The sequence below is a fragment of the Promicromonospora sp. Marseille-Q5078 genome (assembly GCF_050315395.1).
Taxonomy (GTDB): Bacteria; Actinomycetota; Actinomycetes; order Actinomycetales; family Cellulomonadaceae; genus Isoptericola.
This window is the reverse complement of the sequence record NZ_JBNPQG010000001.1, coordinates 1,218,329-1,232,011: the sequence shown is the minus strand read 5'-3', so window position 1 is coordinate 1,232,011 and position 13,683 is coordinate 1,218,329. Positions and strand designations below refer to the sequence as shown.

At 69.9% G+C, this 13,683-nt stretch carries 23 protein-coding genes and 1 pseudogene; 1 reads left to right on the top strand and 23 read right to left on the bottom strand.

What is annotated here, in order from left to right; genetic code table 11:
* Positions 1-12: 12 nt before the first annotated feature.
* Entirely contained in the window at positions 13-846 is an 834-nt protein-coding gene (locus tag ACQFYA_RS05670; protein WP_499122112.1) for an ROK family protein, read from the top strand.
* 111 nt (positions 847-957) lie between these two features.
* Here ACQFYA_RS05670 and ACQFYA_RS05665 read toward each other — a convergent pair.
* The 23 genes and pseudogenes from ACQFYA_RS05665 to rplP all read right to left on the bottom strand — a co-directional run.
* Positions 958-1,527, bottom strand: a pseudogene (locus ACQFYA_RS05665) (alpha/beta fold hydrolase); the annotation flags it as partial.
* A 152-nt stretch (positions 1,528-1,679) separates the two neighbouring features.
* Complete coding sequence (gene rplQ / locus ACQFYA_RS05660) at positions 1,680-2,219, bottom strand: 50S ribosomal protein L17 (RefSeq protein ID WP_499122111.1); 540 nt, start codon at positions 2,217-2,219, stop codon at positions 1,680-1,682.
* Positions 2,220-2,295: 76 nt separating this feature from the next.
* Entirely contained in the window at positions 2,296-3,312 is a 1,017-nt protein-coding gene (locus ACQFYA_RS05655) for a DNA-directed RNA polymerase subunit alpha (protein WP_499122110.1), read from the bottom strand.
* A gap of 158 nt (positions 3,313-3,470) precedes the next feature.
* Positions 3,471-3,875 carry a 30S ribosomal protein S11 gene (gene rpsK / locus ACQFYA_RS05650; RefSeq protein WP_225564409.1) on the bottom strand — a complete coding sequence of 135 codons (405 nt, stop codon included), beginning with the start codon at positions 3,873-3,875 and terminating at the stop codon, positions 3,471-3,473.
* Positions 3,876-3,955: 80 nt separating this feature from the next.
* The gene (gene rpsM, locus ACQFYA_RS05645; protein WP_499122109.1) at positions 3,956-4,330 is read right to left on the bottom strand and encodes a 30S ribosomal protein S13; all 375 of its coding nucleotides are present in this window, start codon (positions 4,328-4,330) and stop codon (positions 3,956-3,958) included.
* A 193-nt stretch (positions 4,331-4,523) separates the two neighbouring features.
* Positions 4,524-4,637, bottom strand: coding sequence for a 50S ribosomal protein L36 (rpmJ, locus tag ACQFYA_RS05640; RefSeq protein WP_009740505.1), 114 nt, complete (start codon positions 4,635-4,637; stop codon positions 4,524-4,526).
* Positions 4,638-4,707: 70 nt separating this feature from the next.
* On the bottom strand, positions 4,708-4,929 hold the full coding sequence (gene infA, locus ACQFYA_RS05635; protein ID WP_012867920.1) for a translation initiation factor IF-1: 222 nt from the start codon (positions 4,927-4,929) through the stop codon (positions 4,708-4,710).
* Between the two features lie 242 nt (positions 4,930-5,171).
* A complete protein-coding gene (locus tag ACQFYA_RS05630; protein WP_499122108.1) occupies positions 5,172-6,068 on the bottom strand; it encodes a type I methionyl aminopeptidase in 897 nt (298 codons plus the stop codon).
* Between the two features lie 11 nt (positions 6,069-6,079).
* Entirely contained in the window at positions 6,080-6,637 is a 558-nt protein-coding gene (locus tag ACQFYA_RS05625; protein WP_499127445.1) for an adenylate kinase, read from the bottom strand.
* A 101-nt stretch (positions 6,638-6,738) separates the two neighbouring features.
* A complete protein-coding gene (gene secY, locus ACQFYA_RS05620) occupies positions 6,739-8,037 on the bottom strand; it encodes a preprotein translocase subunit SecY (protein WP_499122107.1) in 1,299 nt (432 codons plus the stop codon).
* Between the two features lie 306 nt (positions 8,038-8,343).
* The gene (rplO, locus tag ACQFYA_RS05615) at positions 8,344-8,808 is read right to left on the bottom strand and encodes a 50S ribosomal protein L15 (RefSeq protein WP_499122106.1); all 465 of its coding nucleotides are present in this window, start codon (positions 8,806-8,808) and stop codon (positions 8,344-8,346) included.
* Positions 8,809-8,810: 2 nt separating this feature from the next.
* Positions 8,811-8,993, bottom strand: coding sequence for a 50S ribosomal protein L30 (rpmD, locus tag ACQFYA_RS05610; protein WP_079573239.1), 183 nt, complete (start codon positions 8,991-8,993; stop codon positions 8,811-8,813).
* Positions 8,993-9,667, bottom strand: coding sequence for a 30S ribosomal protein S5 (gene rpsE, locus ACQFYA_RS05605; RefSeq protein ID WP_499122105.1), 675 nt, complete (start codon positions 9,665-9,667; stop codon positions 8,993-8,995). The genes rpmD and rpsE overlap by 1 nt, the downstream gene beginning before the upstream one ends.
* Before the next feature lie 43 nt (positions 9,668-9,710).
* On the bottom strand, positions 9,711-10,082 hold the full coding sequence (gene rplR / locus ACQFYA_RS05600) for a 50S ribosomal protein L18 (RefSeq protein WP_499122104.1): 372 nt from the start codon (positions 10,080-10,082) through the stop codon (positions 9,711-9,713).
* Positions 10,082-10,618 (bottom strand): 50S ribosomal protein L6, encoded by a 537-nt coding sequence (gene rplF / locus ACQFYA_RS05595; RefSeq protein ID WP_499122103.1) that lies wholly within the window; start codon positions 10,616-10,618, stop codon positions 10,082-10,084. The genes rplR and rplF overlap by 1 nt, the downstream gene beginning before the upstream one ends.
* A 20-nt stretch (positions 10,619-10,638) precedes the next feature.
* Positions 10,639-11,037: a 30S ribosomal protein S8 gene (gene rpsH / locus ACQFYA_RS05590; RefSeq protein ID WP_499122102.1), complete on the bottom strand. Its 399-nt coding sequence runs from the start codon at positions 11,035-11,037 to the stop codon at positions 10,639-10,641.
* A 72-nt stretch (positions 11,038-11,109) separates the two neighbouring features.
* Positions 11,110-11,295 carry a type Z 30S ribosomal protein S14 gene (locus ACQFYA_RS05585; RefSeq protein WP_079572442.1) on the bottom strand — a complete coding sequence of 62 codons (186 nt, stop codon included), beginning with the start codon at positions 11,293-11,295 and terminating at the stop codon, positions 11,110-11,112.
* 1 nt (position 11,296) lies between these two features.
* Positions 11,297-11,869 (bottom strand): 50S ribosomal protein L5, encoded by a 573-nt coding sequence (gene rplE, locus ACQFYA_RS05580; RefSeq protein WP_499122101.1) that lies wholly within the window; start codon positions 11,867-11,869, stop codon positions 11,297-11,299.
* A complete protein-coding gene (rplX, locus tag ACQFYA_RS05575; protein ID WP_429764760.1) occupies positions 11,869-12,210 on the bottom strand; it encodes a 50S ribosomal protein L24 in 342 nt (113 codons plus the stop codon). The genes rplE and rplX overlap by 1 nt, the downstream gene beginning before the upstream one ends.
* A gap of 2 nt (positions 12,211-12,212) precedes the next feature.
* Positions 12,213-12,581, bottom strand: coding sequence for a 50S ribosomal protein L14 (gene rplN, locus ACQFYA_RS05570; RefSeq protein WP_380321634.1), 369 nt, complete (start codon positions 12,579-12,581; stop codon positions 12,213-12,215).
* A gap of 145 nt (positions 12,582-12,726) precedes the next feature.
* Positions 12,727-13,017 (bottom strand): 30S ribosomal protein S17, encoded by a 291-nt coding sequence (rpsQ, locus tag ACQFYA_RS05565; RefSeq protein ID WP_499122100.1) that lies wholly within the window; start codon positions 13,015-13,017, stop codon positions 12,727-12,729.
* Between the two features lie 7 nt (positions 13,018-13,024).
* On the bottom strand, positions 13,025-13,264 hold the full coding sequence (rpmC, locus tag ACQFYA_RS05560) for a 50S ribosomal protein L29 (RefSeq protein ID WP_079572432.1): 240 nt from the start codon (positions 13,262-13,264) through the stop codon (positions 13,025-13,027).
* A complete protein-coding gene (gene rplP, locus ACQFYA_RS05555) occupies positions 13,264-13,683 on the bottom strand; it encodes a 50S ribosomal protein L16 (protein ID WP_499122099.1) in 420 nt (139 codons plus the stop codon). The genes rpmC and rplP overlap by 1 nt, the downstream gene beginning before the upstream one ends.

Genomic DNA, 13,683 nt, shown 5'->3' with positions numbered 1-13,683 from the left:
TGATGTCTCCTGATGGTCCACGCAGGCGCCACGGCGCACACCCCCGAACCCCGGCCCGGCGACCAGGTCGCCACCCCGGCGCCCGTGCGCGCCGACGTGCTGACCCTCGCCGTCGACTGCGGCGGCGGAGGCATCAAGGCCGCCGTGCTGGACTCCGCGGGCACCGCGCACGCGGCCCCCGTGCGGGTGCCCACCCCGTACCCGCTGCCCCCGCAGCTGCTGCTGGACACCGTGGCGGGGATCGCCGACCGGCTGCCCCCGGCGCACCGCGCGACGCTCGGGATGCCGGGCATGATCCGCCACGGCGTCGTGGTGCACACCCCGCACTACATCACCCGGTCCGGCCCCCGCTCGCGGGTGCTGCCGGAGCTGGTGGCGGCGTGGGAGAGCTTCGACGTCCGCGGCGCGCTCGCCCGGCGGCTCGGGGTGCCGGCGATGGTGCTCAACGACGCGGAGGCGCACGGCGCGGGCGTCGTCGCCGGCTCCGGCCTCGAGCTGGTGCTCACGCTCGGCACGGGTCTCGGGTCGGCGCTCTTCGACGGCGGCCGCCTCGCCCCGCACCTCGAGTGGTCGCACGCGCCCGTGCGTCGCGGCGCCACCTACGACCAGTACATCGGCGAGCCGGAGCGGCGGCGCCTCGGCGACGGCTTGTGGTCGCGGCGGGTGGTCGCCATGGTCGACGGGCTACGGCCGGTCTTCCGCTGGGACCGGCTCTACCTGGGCGGCGGCAACTCCCGCCGCATCACCCCGGCCGCGCTCGACCGCCTGGGCGACGACGTCGTCGTCGTGCCGAACACCGCCGCCCTCGTCGGCGGCGCGCGCGCCTGGGACCTGCTGCCCGCCTGACCCGGCCCCGGACCGGGCGGCCACGGCGGCGGCCTCGAGGAGCACCCGCGTGAACGCGACGGGCGCGTCCAGGCTCACGAGGTGCCGGGCGTGCGGCACGACGACGAGCCGCACCGGCACCCCTCCTGCCGCGGCCGCGGCGACGAACGCGCGCTCCCGGGTGCGGAAGTGGTCGTACCGGCCGTTGACGACCCACACGGGACTGCGCCCCGCGGCCAGCGCGCCGAGCGTGTCGGTGAGCTCCAGCTCGCGCAGCACCTGGCTCATCACCTGCAGCGCGAAGCCGCCCGCCCCCATGTCCCGCGCGCTCTCGGCGTCGAGCGCGGCGCGCACGAAGGCGCCGTTGAGCCGCGCCCCCTGATCGGGCCAGCCCTCGATCCACCGGGCGAGCCGCAGCCAGGCCGGGCGCACCCCGGACGACGTCGGGGTGCTGCACGAGGCCGCGACGAGCCCCGCACTCTCCTCGGGGAAGCGCGCGCGGTGCTCGACGGCCAGGTACCCGCCCAGGGACAGCCCGGCCACCAGGGCAGGGCCGCCGACCGCGTCGACGGCCTCACGGATCGTCGTGAGGGCGGCGTCCAGCGTGAACGCCTCGTCGCGGCGCCCGCCGTGGCCGGGCAGGTCGACGGCGCGGGCGGGGACCCCGGCCGCATCCAGCGCGGCCAGCTGCCGGCGCCACATCGTGGACGACGTCCGGGACCCGTGGACGAGCACGACGGGGACGGTGCGAGCAGCCATGCACCCACCGTGCCATGCACCGCCCCCGGGGACGACGCAGCCCCGCGCCACCTCGGGTGGCGCGGGGCTGCGTCGTGAGCAGGAGCTGCGGGAGGTCAGGCCTCCTTGGAGCCCTCGGACTTCTCCTCGGCGGGCGCCTCGGCCGGAGCCTCGGCCGCCTCCGCGGCGGGGGCCTCGGTGGTCTCCTCGGTCGCCTCGACGGCGGCCTCGTCCTCGACCTTGGCAGCCTTCTCGGCGGCCTTCGTGGCCTCCTTGACGACGGCCTGCTTCGGGCTCACGGGCTCGGTGACGAGCTCGATGACCGCCATGGGCGCGTTGTCGCCCTTGCGGTTGCCGATCTTGGTGATGCGCGTGTAGCCACCGTTGCGCTCGGCCATGGCCGGGGCGATCTCGGTGAACAGCGTGTGCACCACGGACTTGTCGCGGACGACGGTCAGCACCCGGCGACGGGCGTGCAGGTCACCGCGCTTGGCGAAGGTGATCAGGCGCTCGGCCAGGGGGCGCAGGCGCTTCGCCTTCGTCTCGGTGGTGGTGATGCGGCCGTGCTCGAAGAGCGAGGTCGACAGGTTCGCGAGGATCAGTCGCTCGTGAGCCGGGCTGCCACCGAGCCGCGGACCCTTGGTGGGGGTAGGCATTTCTGGTTCTCCTTGAGGGTGGTTCCGCACCGCGCGGCCCGGTCAGGTCGAGCGGGCTGCTGCGGGCGCGGAGACGTCAGTACGACTGCTCGTCGGTGTACGTGGCCTCGTCGTCCCCACCGCTGAAGTACGCGGCGCTGGACGGGTCGAAGTCGAGCGGCGAGTCCTTCAGCGAGAGGCCCAGCTCGGCGAGCTTCTCCTTGACCTCGTTGATGGACTTCGCACCGAAGTTGCGGATGTCGAGCAGATCGGCCTCGCTGCGCGCGACCAGCTCACCCACCTGGTGGATGCCCTCGCGCTTGAGGCAGTTGTACGACCGGATCGTGAGGTTGAGCTCCTCGATCGGCAGCGCCAGGTCCGCGGCCAGCGCGGAGTCCGTCGGCGACGGGCCGATCTCGATGCCCTCGGCCTCGACGTTCAGCTCGCGGGCGAGACCGAACAGCTCGACGAGCGTCTTGCCGGCCGAGGCGAGCGCGTCGCGGGGAGCGATCGCGGCCTTCGACTCGACGTCGACGATCAGCTTGTCGAAGTCCGTGCGCTGCTCGACACGGGTGGCCTCGACCTTGTAGGTGACCTTGAGGACCGGCGAGTAGATCGAGTCGACGGGGATGCGGCCGATCTCGGCCTCGTCGTTCTTGTTCTGCGCCGCCGACACGTAGCCACGACCGCGCTCGACGGTGAGCTCGATCTCGAGCTTGCCCTTGTCGTTGAGCGTGGCGACGTGCAGGTCCGGGTTGTGCACCTCGACGCCCGCCGGCGGCACGATGTCCGCGGCGGTGACCACGCCCGCACCCGTCTTGCGCAGGTACATCACGACGGGCTCGTCGTTCTCGGAGGAGACGACGAGGTTCTTGATGTTGAGGATGATCTCGGTGACGTCCTCCTTCACACCCGGCACGGTGGAGAACTCGTGGAGCACTCCGTCGATGCGGATGGAGGTGACGGCCGCGCCCGGGATGGACGACAGCAGGGTGCGGCGCAGCGAGTTGCCGAGCGTGTAGCCGAAGCCAGGCTCGAGCGGCTCGATGGAAAAGCGCGAGCGGTACTCCGAGATGACCTCTTCGGTCAGGGAGGGGCGCTGTGCGATGAGCACGGTCAGGTCCTTTCAGTGTGCGTCCGCCATATGACGCATCACGGATCCGCGAGAGAGCTCGCGGCCCCGGGGCGGGACTCGGTCCACCCGCCCGGGCAGCCTGCGGCGTCGTCGGGCCGGGCCGATCTCTCGGCCCGGGCCCGACGACGTCGGAAGGGTCAGACGCGGCGGCGCTTCGGGGGACGGCAGCCGTTGTGCGCCTGGGGGGTCACGTCCTGGATCGAACCGACCTCGAGGCCGGTCGCCTGCAGGGAGCGGATCGCGGTCTCACGACCGGAACCCGGGCCCTTGACGAAGACGTCGACCTTCTTGACACCGTGCTCCTGGGCGCGGCGGGCAGCCGACTCGGCAGCGAGCTGCGCGGCGTACGGCGTGGACTTGCGGGAGCCCTTGAAGCCGACGTGGCCGGCGGACGCCCACGAGATCACGGCGCCCGAGGGGTCGGTGATCGAGACGATCGTGTTGTTGAAGGTGCTCTTGATGTGCGCCTGGCCGAGCGGGACGTTCTTCTTGTCCTTGCGGCGCGGCTTGCGCCCGGCCGTGGCGCGGGTCTTGGGAGGCATGTGCTCGTTCTCTCCTGGTCTGAGGTCGTCGGACCGGTGCTGGCGTCAGCGAGGTGCGCCTGCGTGCCGGACTGCTGGCGTCAGCGGGCCTTCTTCTTGCCCGCCACGGTGCGCTTCGGACCCTTGCGGGTGCGCGCGTTGGTCTTGGTGCGCTGACCGCGCACCGGAAGGCCGCGGCGGTGACGCAGGCCCTGGTAGGTGCCGATCTCCACCTTGCGGCGGATGTCGGCGGCGACCTCGCGGCGGAGGTCACCCTCGAGCTGGAAGTTCGACTCGAGGTGGTCGCGGAGGGCGACCAGCTGGTCGTCGCCGAGGTCCTTGACGCGCAGGTCCGGGTTGATCCCGGTAGCGGCCAGCGTCTGCTGGGCGCGGGTACGGCCGACGCCGTAGATGTAGGTGAGCGCAACCTCGAGCCGCTTGTCGCGGGGGAGGTCGACGCCGATCAGACGTGCCATGTGCCTTCCGGCTCCTGTACTTCTTCCAGAGGTCTGCCGCACCGCCCTCCCGCGAGTACCGCGGGCCCCGGCCCCTGGACCGGAGGTTCCCCTCGACTTCCCGCGGGAGCTTCGCTCCGAAAGCGGGGGGTCGAGGTTCGTGGTGGTGCGCTGTGTCCGACGGCGAGCGTGTGCCGTCAGCAGGTGGCTGCGATCAGCCCTGGCGCTGCTTGTGGCGCAGGTTCTCGCAGATCACCATGACGCGACCGTGCCGGCGGATCACCTTGCACTTGTCGCAGATCTTCTTGACGCTCGGCTTGACCTTCATCAGTGTTCCTCCGCCGCCGTACGCACGCCGGCAGGTGCCGGCGCCCCGACGGCGCTCGATGGGATGGGGGTTACTTGTAGCGGTAGACGATCCGACCGCGGGACAGGTCGTACGGGCTGAGCTCGACCACGACACGGTCCTCCGGGAGGATCCGGATGTAGTGCTGACGCATCTTGCCCGAGATGTGCGCGAGGACCTTGTGGCCGTTCGCGAGCTCCACACGGAACATCGCGTTCGGCAGGGCCTCGACCACGCTGCCCTCGATCTCGATGACGCCGTCCTTCTTTGCCATGTCCTCCGCTAACTCTCGTCTGGCCCCGGGCGCCCGCCATCGACATGACGTGTGCTCGGATGTCGTGCGTGCCGCCTGCTCATCCTCGGCCGCACCGACCGGCGCTCAGGCCGGTGCGGTGCTGATCTGCAAGCGCCACTGTCGAGCGGCTGCATCGAGGAACTGCCGAACGGACTACACCCGACGGATCATCGTACTCCATGAGACCAGCAGCTGCGAACCGGCGCCCAGGTGGTCGTTGGTCACACGTCGAGGGTCACGGGCTCGACCTCGAACGGGGCGAGCCCCGCCCGCCCGCCGTCGGGGGCGGTCAGCACGCTGATGCCGTCCTCGAGGAGCGCCACCGTGTGCTCCCAGTGCGCGGCGCGCGCGCCGTCCTGGGTCACGACCGTCCAGTCGTCCTCCAGCACCCGGGTGTCGCCGCTCCCCCGCGTGACCATCGGCTCCACCGCGAGGCACATGCCCGGGCGGAGCCGCGGCCCGCGATCCGAGGTGCGGAAGTTCACGACGTCCGGCGGCTGGTGCATCGCGGTGCCGATGCCGTGCCCGACGTAGTCCTCGACGATGCCGTACTCCACGTCGGTGGCACCGCCCGCCAGCTCGACGGCGGCCTCCACCGCCGTCCCGACGTCGTTCAGCCGCTTGCCGCCGGCGAGGGCGGCGATCCCGGCCCACATCGCGGTCCGCGTGGCGCGGACCAGGTCGAGGTCGGCCCTGTCCGCACCGTCCGCACCGTCCGCACCGTCCGAGGGTGCGTCGACGTCGAGCGCGCCGTCCGGGCCGAGCACGAGGCTCAATGCCGAGTCGCCGTGCCAGCCGTCCACGATCGCGCCGCAGTCCACGGACACGACGTCCCCGACCTCCAGCACGCGCGCCCCGGGGATGCCGTGGATGACCTCGTCACCCACGGAGACGCAGATCGTCGCCGGGTAGCCCATGTAGCCGAGGAACGAGGGCTTCGCCCCGGCGGCGGCGATGGTCCGTGCGGCGACCTCGTCGAGGTCCGCCGTCGTCATGCCGGGCCGCGCGGCCGTGCGGACGGCGTCCAGCGCCGACGCGACGACCAGCCCGGCGCGCCGCATGACGCGCACCTGGTCGAGCGTCTTGAGCTCGACGCGCTCGCGCGACCCGAAGATCATGTCGACGAACCTCAGCCCAGCTCGGCGGCCAGCGCCTGGACCACGCGCTCGGTGACCTCGGAGACCTCGCCGATGCCGTCCACCTGCGCCAGCAGGCCTCGCTCGGCGTACGCCGCGGTCAGGGGCGCCGTCTGCTCGTCGTAGATGTCGAGCCGGCGGGCGATCGCGTCCGGGGTGTCGTCCTCGCGGCCCTCGATCTCGGCGCGCTTGGCGATCCGCGCGAGCAGCTCCTCGCGCGCGGCGGTGAGCTCGATGACGCCGTCCAGCTCCCAGCCGAGGTCGGCCAGGATGGCGTCGAGCGCCTCGACCTGGTGCGCGTTGCGCGGGTAGCCGTCGAGCAGGAAGCCGGACCTCGCGTCGTCCTCGCCGAGGCGCGAGCGCACCATCTGGTCCGTGACCTCGTCGGGCACGAGCTCGCCCTTGGCGCTGTACTCCTGCGCGAGCCTGCCGAGCTCCGTGCCGCCCTTGATGTTGGCGCGGAAGATGTCGCCCGTCGAGATCGCGGGGATGTCGAACAGCTCGGCGAGGCGGGCGGCCTGCGTGCCCTTGCCGGCGCCCTGCGGCCCCATGATCACCAGGCGCGTCACCCGCGCCTCGGCGCTGCGGGCGCCGTGGAGCTCGCGGCGGGTGGTCGGCGTGGCACCCGTGGTGCCGCCTTCGTTCGTCTCGGTCAACGGAGGAACCCTTCGTAATGACGCTGCTGGAGCTGGGAGTCGATCTGCTTCACGGTCTCGAGGCCGACACCGACGATGATGAGGATCGAGGTACCACCGAACGGGATGTTCGTGGTCACCCCCAGGACCACGAGCACGATCGTGGGGATGAGCGCCACGATCGCCAGGTAGATCGAGCCCGCGGACGTGATGCGTGTGATCACGTAGTCGAGGTACTCGGCGGTGGGCCGGCCCGCACGGATGCCCGGGATGAACCCGCCGTACTTCTTCATGTTGTCCGCGACCTCGTCCGGGTTGAACGTGATCGACGTGTAGAAGAACGCGAAGAAGATGACCATCAGCACGTACAGCACGATGTACAGCGGGTCGGACTGCTGGACCAGGTTGTTGGAGATCCACACCACCCAGTCCGCGGTCTGGTCGCCGAACTGGGCGATCAGGCCGGGGATCGCGAGGATCGACGCCGCGAAGATGACCGGGATGACGCCGGCCATGTTGATCTTGATCGGGATGTACGTGCTGGTGCCGCCGTACATGCGGCGGCCCACCATGCGCTTCGCGTACTGCACCGGGATGCGGCGCTGCGACTGCTCGACGAAGACGACCAGCCCGACGACGAGCACGATGACCGCGATCATCACGATGAAGTTCAGCGGGCCGTTGGCGCCGCCCGCGATCGACCACAGGGCGGACGGGAAGCTCGCCGCGATCGACGTGAAGATGAGGAGCGACATGCCGTTGCCGACGCCGCGCTCCGTGATCATCTCGCCCAGCCACATGACCAGGCCCGTGCCGGCCGTCATCGTGATGACCATCAGCGTGGCGGTCACGAAGCTGTCGTCCGCGATGACGTCGACGTTGCAGCCCGGGAACAGCATCCCCGTGCGAGCGGTCGTGATGATCGTGGTCGACTGCAGGATCGCGAGGGCGATCGTCAGGTAGCGCGTGTACTGCGTGAGCTTGGACTGCCCCGACTGGCCCTCCTTGTGCAGGGCCTCGAAGCGCGGGATGACCACGCGGAGCAGCTGCACGATGATGCTCGCGGTGATGTACGGCATGATGCCGAGCGCGAAGATCGACAGCTGCAGGAGCGCCCCGCCGCTGAACACGTTGACGAGCCCCAGCAGCGACGTGCTGCCCTCGAGGTCGGCCACGCACTGCTGCACGTTGCCGTAGTCGACACCGGGCGAGGGCACGAGCGACCCCACCCGGAAGAGCGCCATGATCGCGATCGTGAACAGCAGCTTGCGCCGCAGGTCCGGTGTCCGGAAAGCCCGGCCGAATGCGCTGAGCACCTATCCTCCTGGCCCGCCGCGGCGGGTTGTCGTGTCGCCGGGGACCGGCGAGGTGTGGCGCGAGCTCCCGGCACCGCGACCCGTGGGTCACGCCGCCGTCACGCCGACTCGGTCGTCGGTCCGGCCGGGTGCCCCGGGCTCGCCGACCGCCGGAACTCCGGAGGCGCGGCGCGGACCGTGACGGATTCTACGTGCCCCGGACCAGTGAGCCAGACCACACGCCGTCGCGGGGGCCTGACCTGCCGGAGCACGCCGGGAGCACACAGGGCCGGCAGCGCGTGTGCGCCGCCGGCCCTGATGCGGATGTCAGTCCTCGGAGACCGTGCCGCCGGCCGCCAGGATCTTGTCCTTGGCGGAGCCGGAGACGCGGTCGACCGTGACGTCCAGCTTGACGGTGATCTCGCCCGTGCCGAGCACCTTCACCGGCTGGCCCTTGCGGACCGCGCCCTTGGCGACGAGGCCCTCGACGGTGACGGAGCCACCCTCGGGGTACAGCGCGGCGAGCTTGTCCAGGTTGACGACCTGGTACTCGACGCGGAACGGGTTCTTGAACCCGCGCAGCTTCGGGAGGCGCATGTGCAGAGGCATCTGCCCACCCTCGAAGCGCTCGGGAACCTGGTAGCGAGCCTTCGTACCCTTGGTACCGCGACCTGCCGTCTTGCCCTTCGACGCCTCACCACGACCCACACGGGTGCGGGCGGTCTTGGCGCCGTCGGCCGGACGAAGGTGGTGCACCTTGAGCGGCTGCGACTTCTCGGTGTTGTCGGCCATGATCACTCGACCTCCTCGACGGTGACGAGGTGCGCCACCGTGGTGACCATGCCACGGATCTCCGGACGGTCCTCCTTCACGGCGGTGTCGCCGATCCGCTTGAGGCCGAGGGTCCGCAGCGTGTCACGCTGGTTCTGCTTGCCGCCGATGGCGGACTTGACCTGGGTGACCTTCAGGCGAGGCATCACGCACCCACCTTCTCGTCAGCCTTGGCGGCCTTGTCCGCGAGCCCGGCAGCCTGCGCACGCAGGAGCGCGGCCGGGGCCACGTCCTCGAGCGGCAGACCACGGCGGGCGGCCACGGCGGCCGGCTCCTCGAGGCCCTTGAGGGCCGCGACGGTGGCGTGCACGATGTTGATCGAGTTCGACGAGCCGAGCGACTTGCTCAGCACGTCGTGGATGCCGGCGCACTCCAGCACGGCGCGCACCGGACCACCGGCGATCACACCGGTACCCGGCGAGGCCGGACGCAGGAACACGACGCCGGCGGCCTCCTCACCCGTGACGGGGTGCGGGATGGTGCCCTGGATGCGCGGGACGCGGAAGAAGCTCTTCTTCGCCTCCTCGACACCCTTGGCGATCGCCGCGGGCACCTCCTTGGCCTTGCCGTAGCCGACACCGACGGTGCCGTCGCCGTCGCCCACCACGACCAGCGCGGTGAAGCTGAAGCGGCGACCGCCCTTGACGACCTTCGAGACGCGGTTGATCGTCACCACGCGCTCGACGAAGGCGTTCTTGTCGGCCGCGTCGCCACGACCGCCGCCACGGCGGTCGTCGCGACGGCCGCCGCCACGGCGGCCGTCGTTCTTGTTGGACTCGTTGGCGCCCTGGGGGGCGCCGGTGCGCTGCCCTGCAGCCATCAGAGGATCCTCATCTTCCGTGCGAACTCGCGGACGTCGGCCATCACAGCTCCAGCCCCGCTTCCCGGGCGCCGTCGGCGACCGCAGCCACCCGACCGTGGTACTTGTTGCCACCGCGGTCGAAGACCACGGTCTCGACGCCGGCGGCCTTGGCACGCGCGGCGACGAGCTCGCCGACCTTGCGTGCCTTCGCCGTCTTGTCGCCGTCGAGGGCACGCAGGTCCGCCTCGAGAGTCGAGGCGGAGGCGACGGTCTTGCCGACCGTGTCGTCCACGACCTGCGCCACCATGTGGCGCGACGAACGGGTCACGACGAGGCGCGGACGCGACGCGGTGCCCTTGATCTTCTTGCGCAGGCGCAGGTGACGGCGCTGACGAGCGACGGCCTTGCCCTTGCCCAGAACCTTGAGAGCCATCACTTACCAGCCTTTCCGACCTTGCGGCGGACGACCTCGCCGGCGTAGCGCACGCCCTTGCCCTTGTAGGGCTCGGGCTTGCGGATCTTGCGGATGTTCGCTGCGACCTCGCCGACCTGCTGCTTGTCGATGCCCGCGACCGAGAACTTCGTCGGGCTCTCCACCGCGAAGGTGATGCCCTCCGGAGCGGCGACGGTGACCGGGTGCGAGAAGCCGAGAGCGAACTCCAGGCTCTGACCCTTGGCGGCCACGCGGTAACCGGTACCGACGATCTCGAGCTTCTTCTCATAGCCCTGGGTCACACCGGTGACGATGTTGGCCAGGAGGGTGCGGGTCAGGCCGTGCAGCGCACGGGACTGCCGCTCGTCGTCCGGGCGCGACACCACGAGGGTGCCGTCGTCCTGAGCGACCGTGATGGGGGTGGGCACCGTGTGCTCCAGGGTCCCCTTGGGGCCCTTGACGGTCACGAGCGCACCGCTGATGGTGACGTCCACGCCGGCGGGGACCGGAACGGGAAGCTTGCCGATTCGAGACATGGCGATCTCTCCTTTCCGGATTACCAGACGTAGGCGAGGACTTCGCCGCCGACGCCCTTGGCCTGTGCCTGACGGTCCGTCAGCAGGCCAGAGGACGTGGACAGGATCGCCACGCCGAGGCCGCCGAGGACCTGGGGCAGGTTGGTGGACTTCGCGTACACGCGCAGACCGGGCTTCGACACGCGGCGAACGCCGGTGAGGGCGCGCTCGCGGCTCGGACCGTACTTGAGGGTGAGGGTGAGGGACTTGCCCACCTTCGCGTCCTCGACGTTCCAACCGGTGATGTAACCCTGCGCCTGCAGGATCTCCGCGATGTTCGACTTCAGCTTCGAGTGCGGCATGGTGACCGACTCGTGGTGCGCCGAGTTCGCGTTACGCAGACGCGTGAGCATGTCTGCGATGGGGTCTGTCATGGTCATTGGGCTCCAGCCCTTCCTCGCCGGGGTATCCAGGGGTGCCTTCGCACCGCCCGGACCTTCGGCGTAGTGGTTTTACCAGCTGCTCTTGGTGACGCCGGGGAGCTCGCCGCGGTGGGCCATCTCCCGCACGCAGATCCGGCACAGGCCGAACTTGCGGTAGACCGAGTGCGGACGGCCGCAGCGCTGGCACCGGGTGTAGGCGCGGACGGCGAACTTCGGCTTGGCGTTCGCCTTGTTGATCAGGGCCTTCTTCGCCATGTCAGTTCTCCTTGAAGGGGAAGCCGAGACGGCGCAGCAGGGAGCGGCCCTCGTCATCGGTCGTCGCCGTGGTCACGACCGTGATGTCCATGCCGCGGACGCGGTCGATCTTGTCCTGGTCGATCTCGTGGAACATCGACTGCTCCGTGAGACCGAAGGTGTAGTTGCCGTGCCCGTCGAACTGCTTCGGGCTCAGGCCGCGGAAGTCGCGGATACGCGGCAGCGCGATCGACAGCAGGCGGTCGAGGAACTCCCACATGCGGTCGCCGCGCAGCGTGACGTGCGCGCCGATCGGCATGCCCTCGCGCAGCTTGAACTGCGCGATCGACTTCTTGGCCCGGGTCACCTGGGGCTTCTGCCCCGTGATCGCCGTGAGGTCGCGGATCGCGCCCTCGATGAGCTTGGAGTCCTTCGCGGCGTCACCGACACCCATGTTGACGACGATCTTGGTGAGACCGGCGACCTGCTGGATGTTCTGGTGGCCGAACTCCTCGAGCAGCGCCGCGACGATGTCCTCGCGGTACTTCTGCTTGAGGCGCGGGTTGGCCGGGGCCTCGAGAGTGGTCTCGGTCATCAGATGTCCTTCCCGGAACGCTTGGCGACGCGCACGCGAACGGTGCGGGTACGGCCGTCGCGCTCGACCTGCTCGGTACGGAACCCGACGCGCGTGCCCTTCTTGGTCTCCGGGTCGACGACCATCACGTTCGAGACGTGGATCGGCGCCTCGACGGTCTCGATGCCACCCGTGCGGGTGCCGCGAGCCGTCTGGCCGGCCTTGACGTGCTTGGTGACACGCTGCACGCCCTCGACCACGATGCGGTCGGAGTCCTTGAGGACCTCGAGCACGCGGCCCGTCTTGCCCTTGTCGCGACCGGCGATGACGATCACCTGGTCGCCCTTCTTGATCTTCGCCATGGTCAGAGCACCTCCGGCGCCAGCGAGACGATCTTCATGAACCGCTTGTCGCGCAGCTCGCGCCCGACCGGGCCGAAGATGCGAGTACCACGGGGCTCCCCGTCGTTCTTGAGGATCACGGCGGCGTTCTCGTCGAACTTGATGTAGGAACCGTCGGGACGACGGCGCTCCTTGGCGGTCCGGACGACGACGGCCTTGACCACGTCGCCCTTCTTCACGTTGCCGCCGGGGATCGCGTCCTTGACGGTGGCGACGATCGTGTCGCCGATACCGGCGTAGCGACGGCCGGATCCACCGAGAACACGGATGCAGAGAATCTCCTTGGCACCCGTGTTGTCGGCGACCCGCAGTCGCGACTCCTGCTGGATCATCGATTGATCTCCTGTCGTCGAGCTGGTTCTCGTCCCAGGACGTCCCGGGCGAGCCTTGCCGAACGGATAGTTGCTGTGGTGGTCGGGGCGGGCCGCATACGTGTGTCACGGCCCGCCCCGGCCGAAGGTCAGAAGACCTTCTGGATCACTTGGCCTTCTCGAGGATCTCCGTCAGGCGCCACCGCTTGGTCGCGGACAGCGGACGGGTCTCCATGATCTCGACCAGGTCGCCGATACCGGCGGAGTTCTGCTCGTCGTGCGCCTTCACCTTGGTGGTGGTGCGCAGGACCTTGCCGTACAGGGGGTGCTTCTTGCGGTCCTCGACCTCGACGACGATGGTCTTCTCCATCTTGTCGCTGACGACGTAACCACGACGCACCTTGCGCGTGCTGCGCTCAGTGGCGTCGGCGGCCACCGCGTTGGTGTTCTCGCTCATCGATGCCTCACTCACTCACGCTCGGGGCCGTGCGGATACCGAGCTCGCGCTCGTGCAGGACCGTGTAGATCCGCGCGATGTCGCGCTTGACGGCCTTGATCCGACCGTGGGACTCCAGCTGGCCGGTGGCCGACTGGAAACGGAGGTTGAAGAGCTCCTCCTTGGCCTTCTTCAGCTCGGCGACGAGCTTCTCGTCGTCGAAGCCGTCCAGGTCAGCGGGGGCCATGCCCTTGGTTCCGACTGCCATCAGTTCGCACCACCCTCGCGCACCACGAAACGGCACTTCATCGGGAGCTTGTGGATCGCGCGGCGCATGGCCTCACGAGCCAGCTCCTCCTCGACACCGGCCAGCTCGAAGACGATCCGGCCCGGCTTGACGTTGGCGACCCACCACTCGGGCGAGCCCTTGCCGGAACCCATGCGGGTCTCGGCGGGCTTCTTGGTCAGGGGACGGTCCGGGTAGATGTTGATCCAGACCTTGCCGCCACGCTTGATGTGGCGGGTCATCGCGATACGAGCAGCCTCGATCTGCCGGTTGGTGACGTAGGCGGGCTCGAGAGCCTGGATGCCGTAGTCGCCGAAGGCGATCGTGGTGCCACCCTTCGCCGCGCCGGAGCGCTTCGGGTGGTGCTGCTTGCGGTGCTTGAGCCTGCGGGGGATCAGCAT

What these genes read in the sequence shown, in the direction of transcription:
- ACQFYA_RS05670 (WP_499122112.1), top strand. Translation starts at nt 13, where the DNA reads ATGGTCCACGCAGGCGCCACGGCGCACACCCCCGAACCCCGGCCCGGC.
- rplQ (WP_499122111.1), bottom strand. Translation starts at nt 2,219, where the DNA reads ATGCCTACCCCCACCAAGGGTCCGCGGCTCGGTGGCAGCCCGGCTCAC.
- rpsK (WP_225564409.1), bottom strand. Translation starts at nt 3,875, where the DNA reads ATGCCTCCCAAGACCCGCGCCACGGCCGGGCGCAAGCCGCGCCGCAAG.
- rpsM (WP_499122109.1), bottom strand. Translation starts at nt 4,330, where the DNA reads ATGGCACGTCTGATCGGCGTCGACCTCCCCCGCGACAAGCGGCTCGAG.
- rpmJ (WP_009740505.1), bottom strand. Translation starts at nt 4,637, where the DNA reads ATGAAGGTCAAGCCGAGCGTCAAGAAGATCTGCGACAAGTGCAAGGTG.
- infA (WP_012867920.1), bottom strand. Translation starts at nt 4,929, where the DNA reads ATGGCAAAGAAGGACGGCGTCATCGAGATCGAGGGCAGCGTGGTCGAG.
- ACQFYA_RS05630 (WP_499122108.1), bottom strand. Translation starts at nt 6,068, where the DNA reads ATGATCTTCGGGTCGCGCGAGCGCGTCGAGCTCAAGACGCTCGACCAG.
- ACQFYA_RS05625 (WP_499127445.1), bottom strand. Translation starts at nt 6,637, where the DNA reads ATGGGGCCGCAGGGCGCCGGCAAGGGCACGCAGGCCGCCCGCCTCGCC.
- rplO (WP_499122106.1), bottom strand. Translation starts at nt 8,808, where the DNA reads ATGGCCGACAACACCGAGAAGTCGCAGCCGCTCAAGGTGCACCACCTT.
- rpmD (WP_079573239.1), bottom strand. Translation starts at nt 8,993, where the DNA reads ATGCCTCGCCTGAAGGTCACCCAGGTCAAGTCCGCCATCGGCGGCAAG.
- rpsE (WP_499122105.1), bottom strand. Translation starts at nt 9,667, where the DNA reads ATGGCTGCAGGGCAGCGCACCGGCGCCCCCCAGGGCGCCAACGAGTCC.
- rplR (WP_499122104.1), bottom strand. Translation starts at nt 10,082, where the DNA reads ATGGCTCTCAAGGTTCTGGGCAAGGGCAAGGCCGTCGCTCGTCAGCGC.
- rplF (WP_499122103.1), bottom strand. Translation starts at nt 10,618, where the DNA reads ATGTCTCGAATCGGCAAGCTTCCCGTTCCGGTCCCCGCCGGCGTGGAC.
- rpsH (WP_499122102.1), bottom strand. Translation starts at nt 11,037, where the DNA reads ATGACCATGACAGACCCCATCGCAGACATGCTCACGCGTCTGCGTAAC.
- ACQFYA_RS05585 (WP_079572442.1), bottom strand. Translation starts at nt 11,295, where the DNA reads ATGGCGAAGAAGGCCCTGATCAACAAGGCGAACGCCAAGCCGAAGTTC.
- rplE (WP_499122101.1), bottom strand. Translation starts at nt 11,869, where the DNA reads ATGACCGAGACCACTCTCGAGGCCCCGGCCAACCCGCGCCTCAAGCAG.
- rplX (WP_429764760.1), bottom strand. Translation starts at nt 12,210, where the DNA reads ATGGCGAAGATCAAGAAGGGCGACCAGGTGATCGTCATCGCCGGTCGC.
- rplN (WP_380321634.1), bottom strand. Translation starts at nt 12,581, where the DNA reads ATGATCCAGCAGGAGTCGCGACTGCGGGTCGCCGACAACACGGGTGCC.
- rpsQ (WP_499122100.1), bottom strand. Translation starts at nt 13,017, where the DNA reads ATGAGCGAGAACACCAACGCGGTGGCCGCCGACGCCACTGAGCGCAGC.
- rpmC (WP_079572432.1), bottom strand. Translation starts at nt 13,264, where the DNA reads ATGGCAGTCGGAACCAAGGGCATGGCCCCCGCTGACCTGGACGGCTTC.
- rplP (WP_499122099.1), bottom strand. Translation starts at nt 13,683, where the DNA reads ATGCTGATCCCCCGCAGGCTCAAGCACCGCAAGCAGCACCACCCGAAG.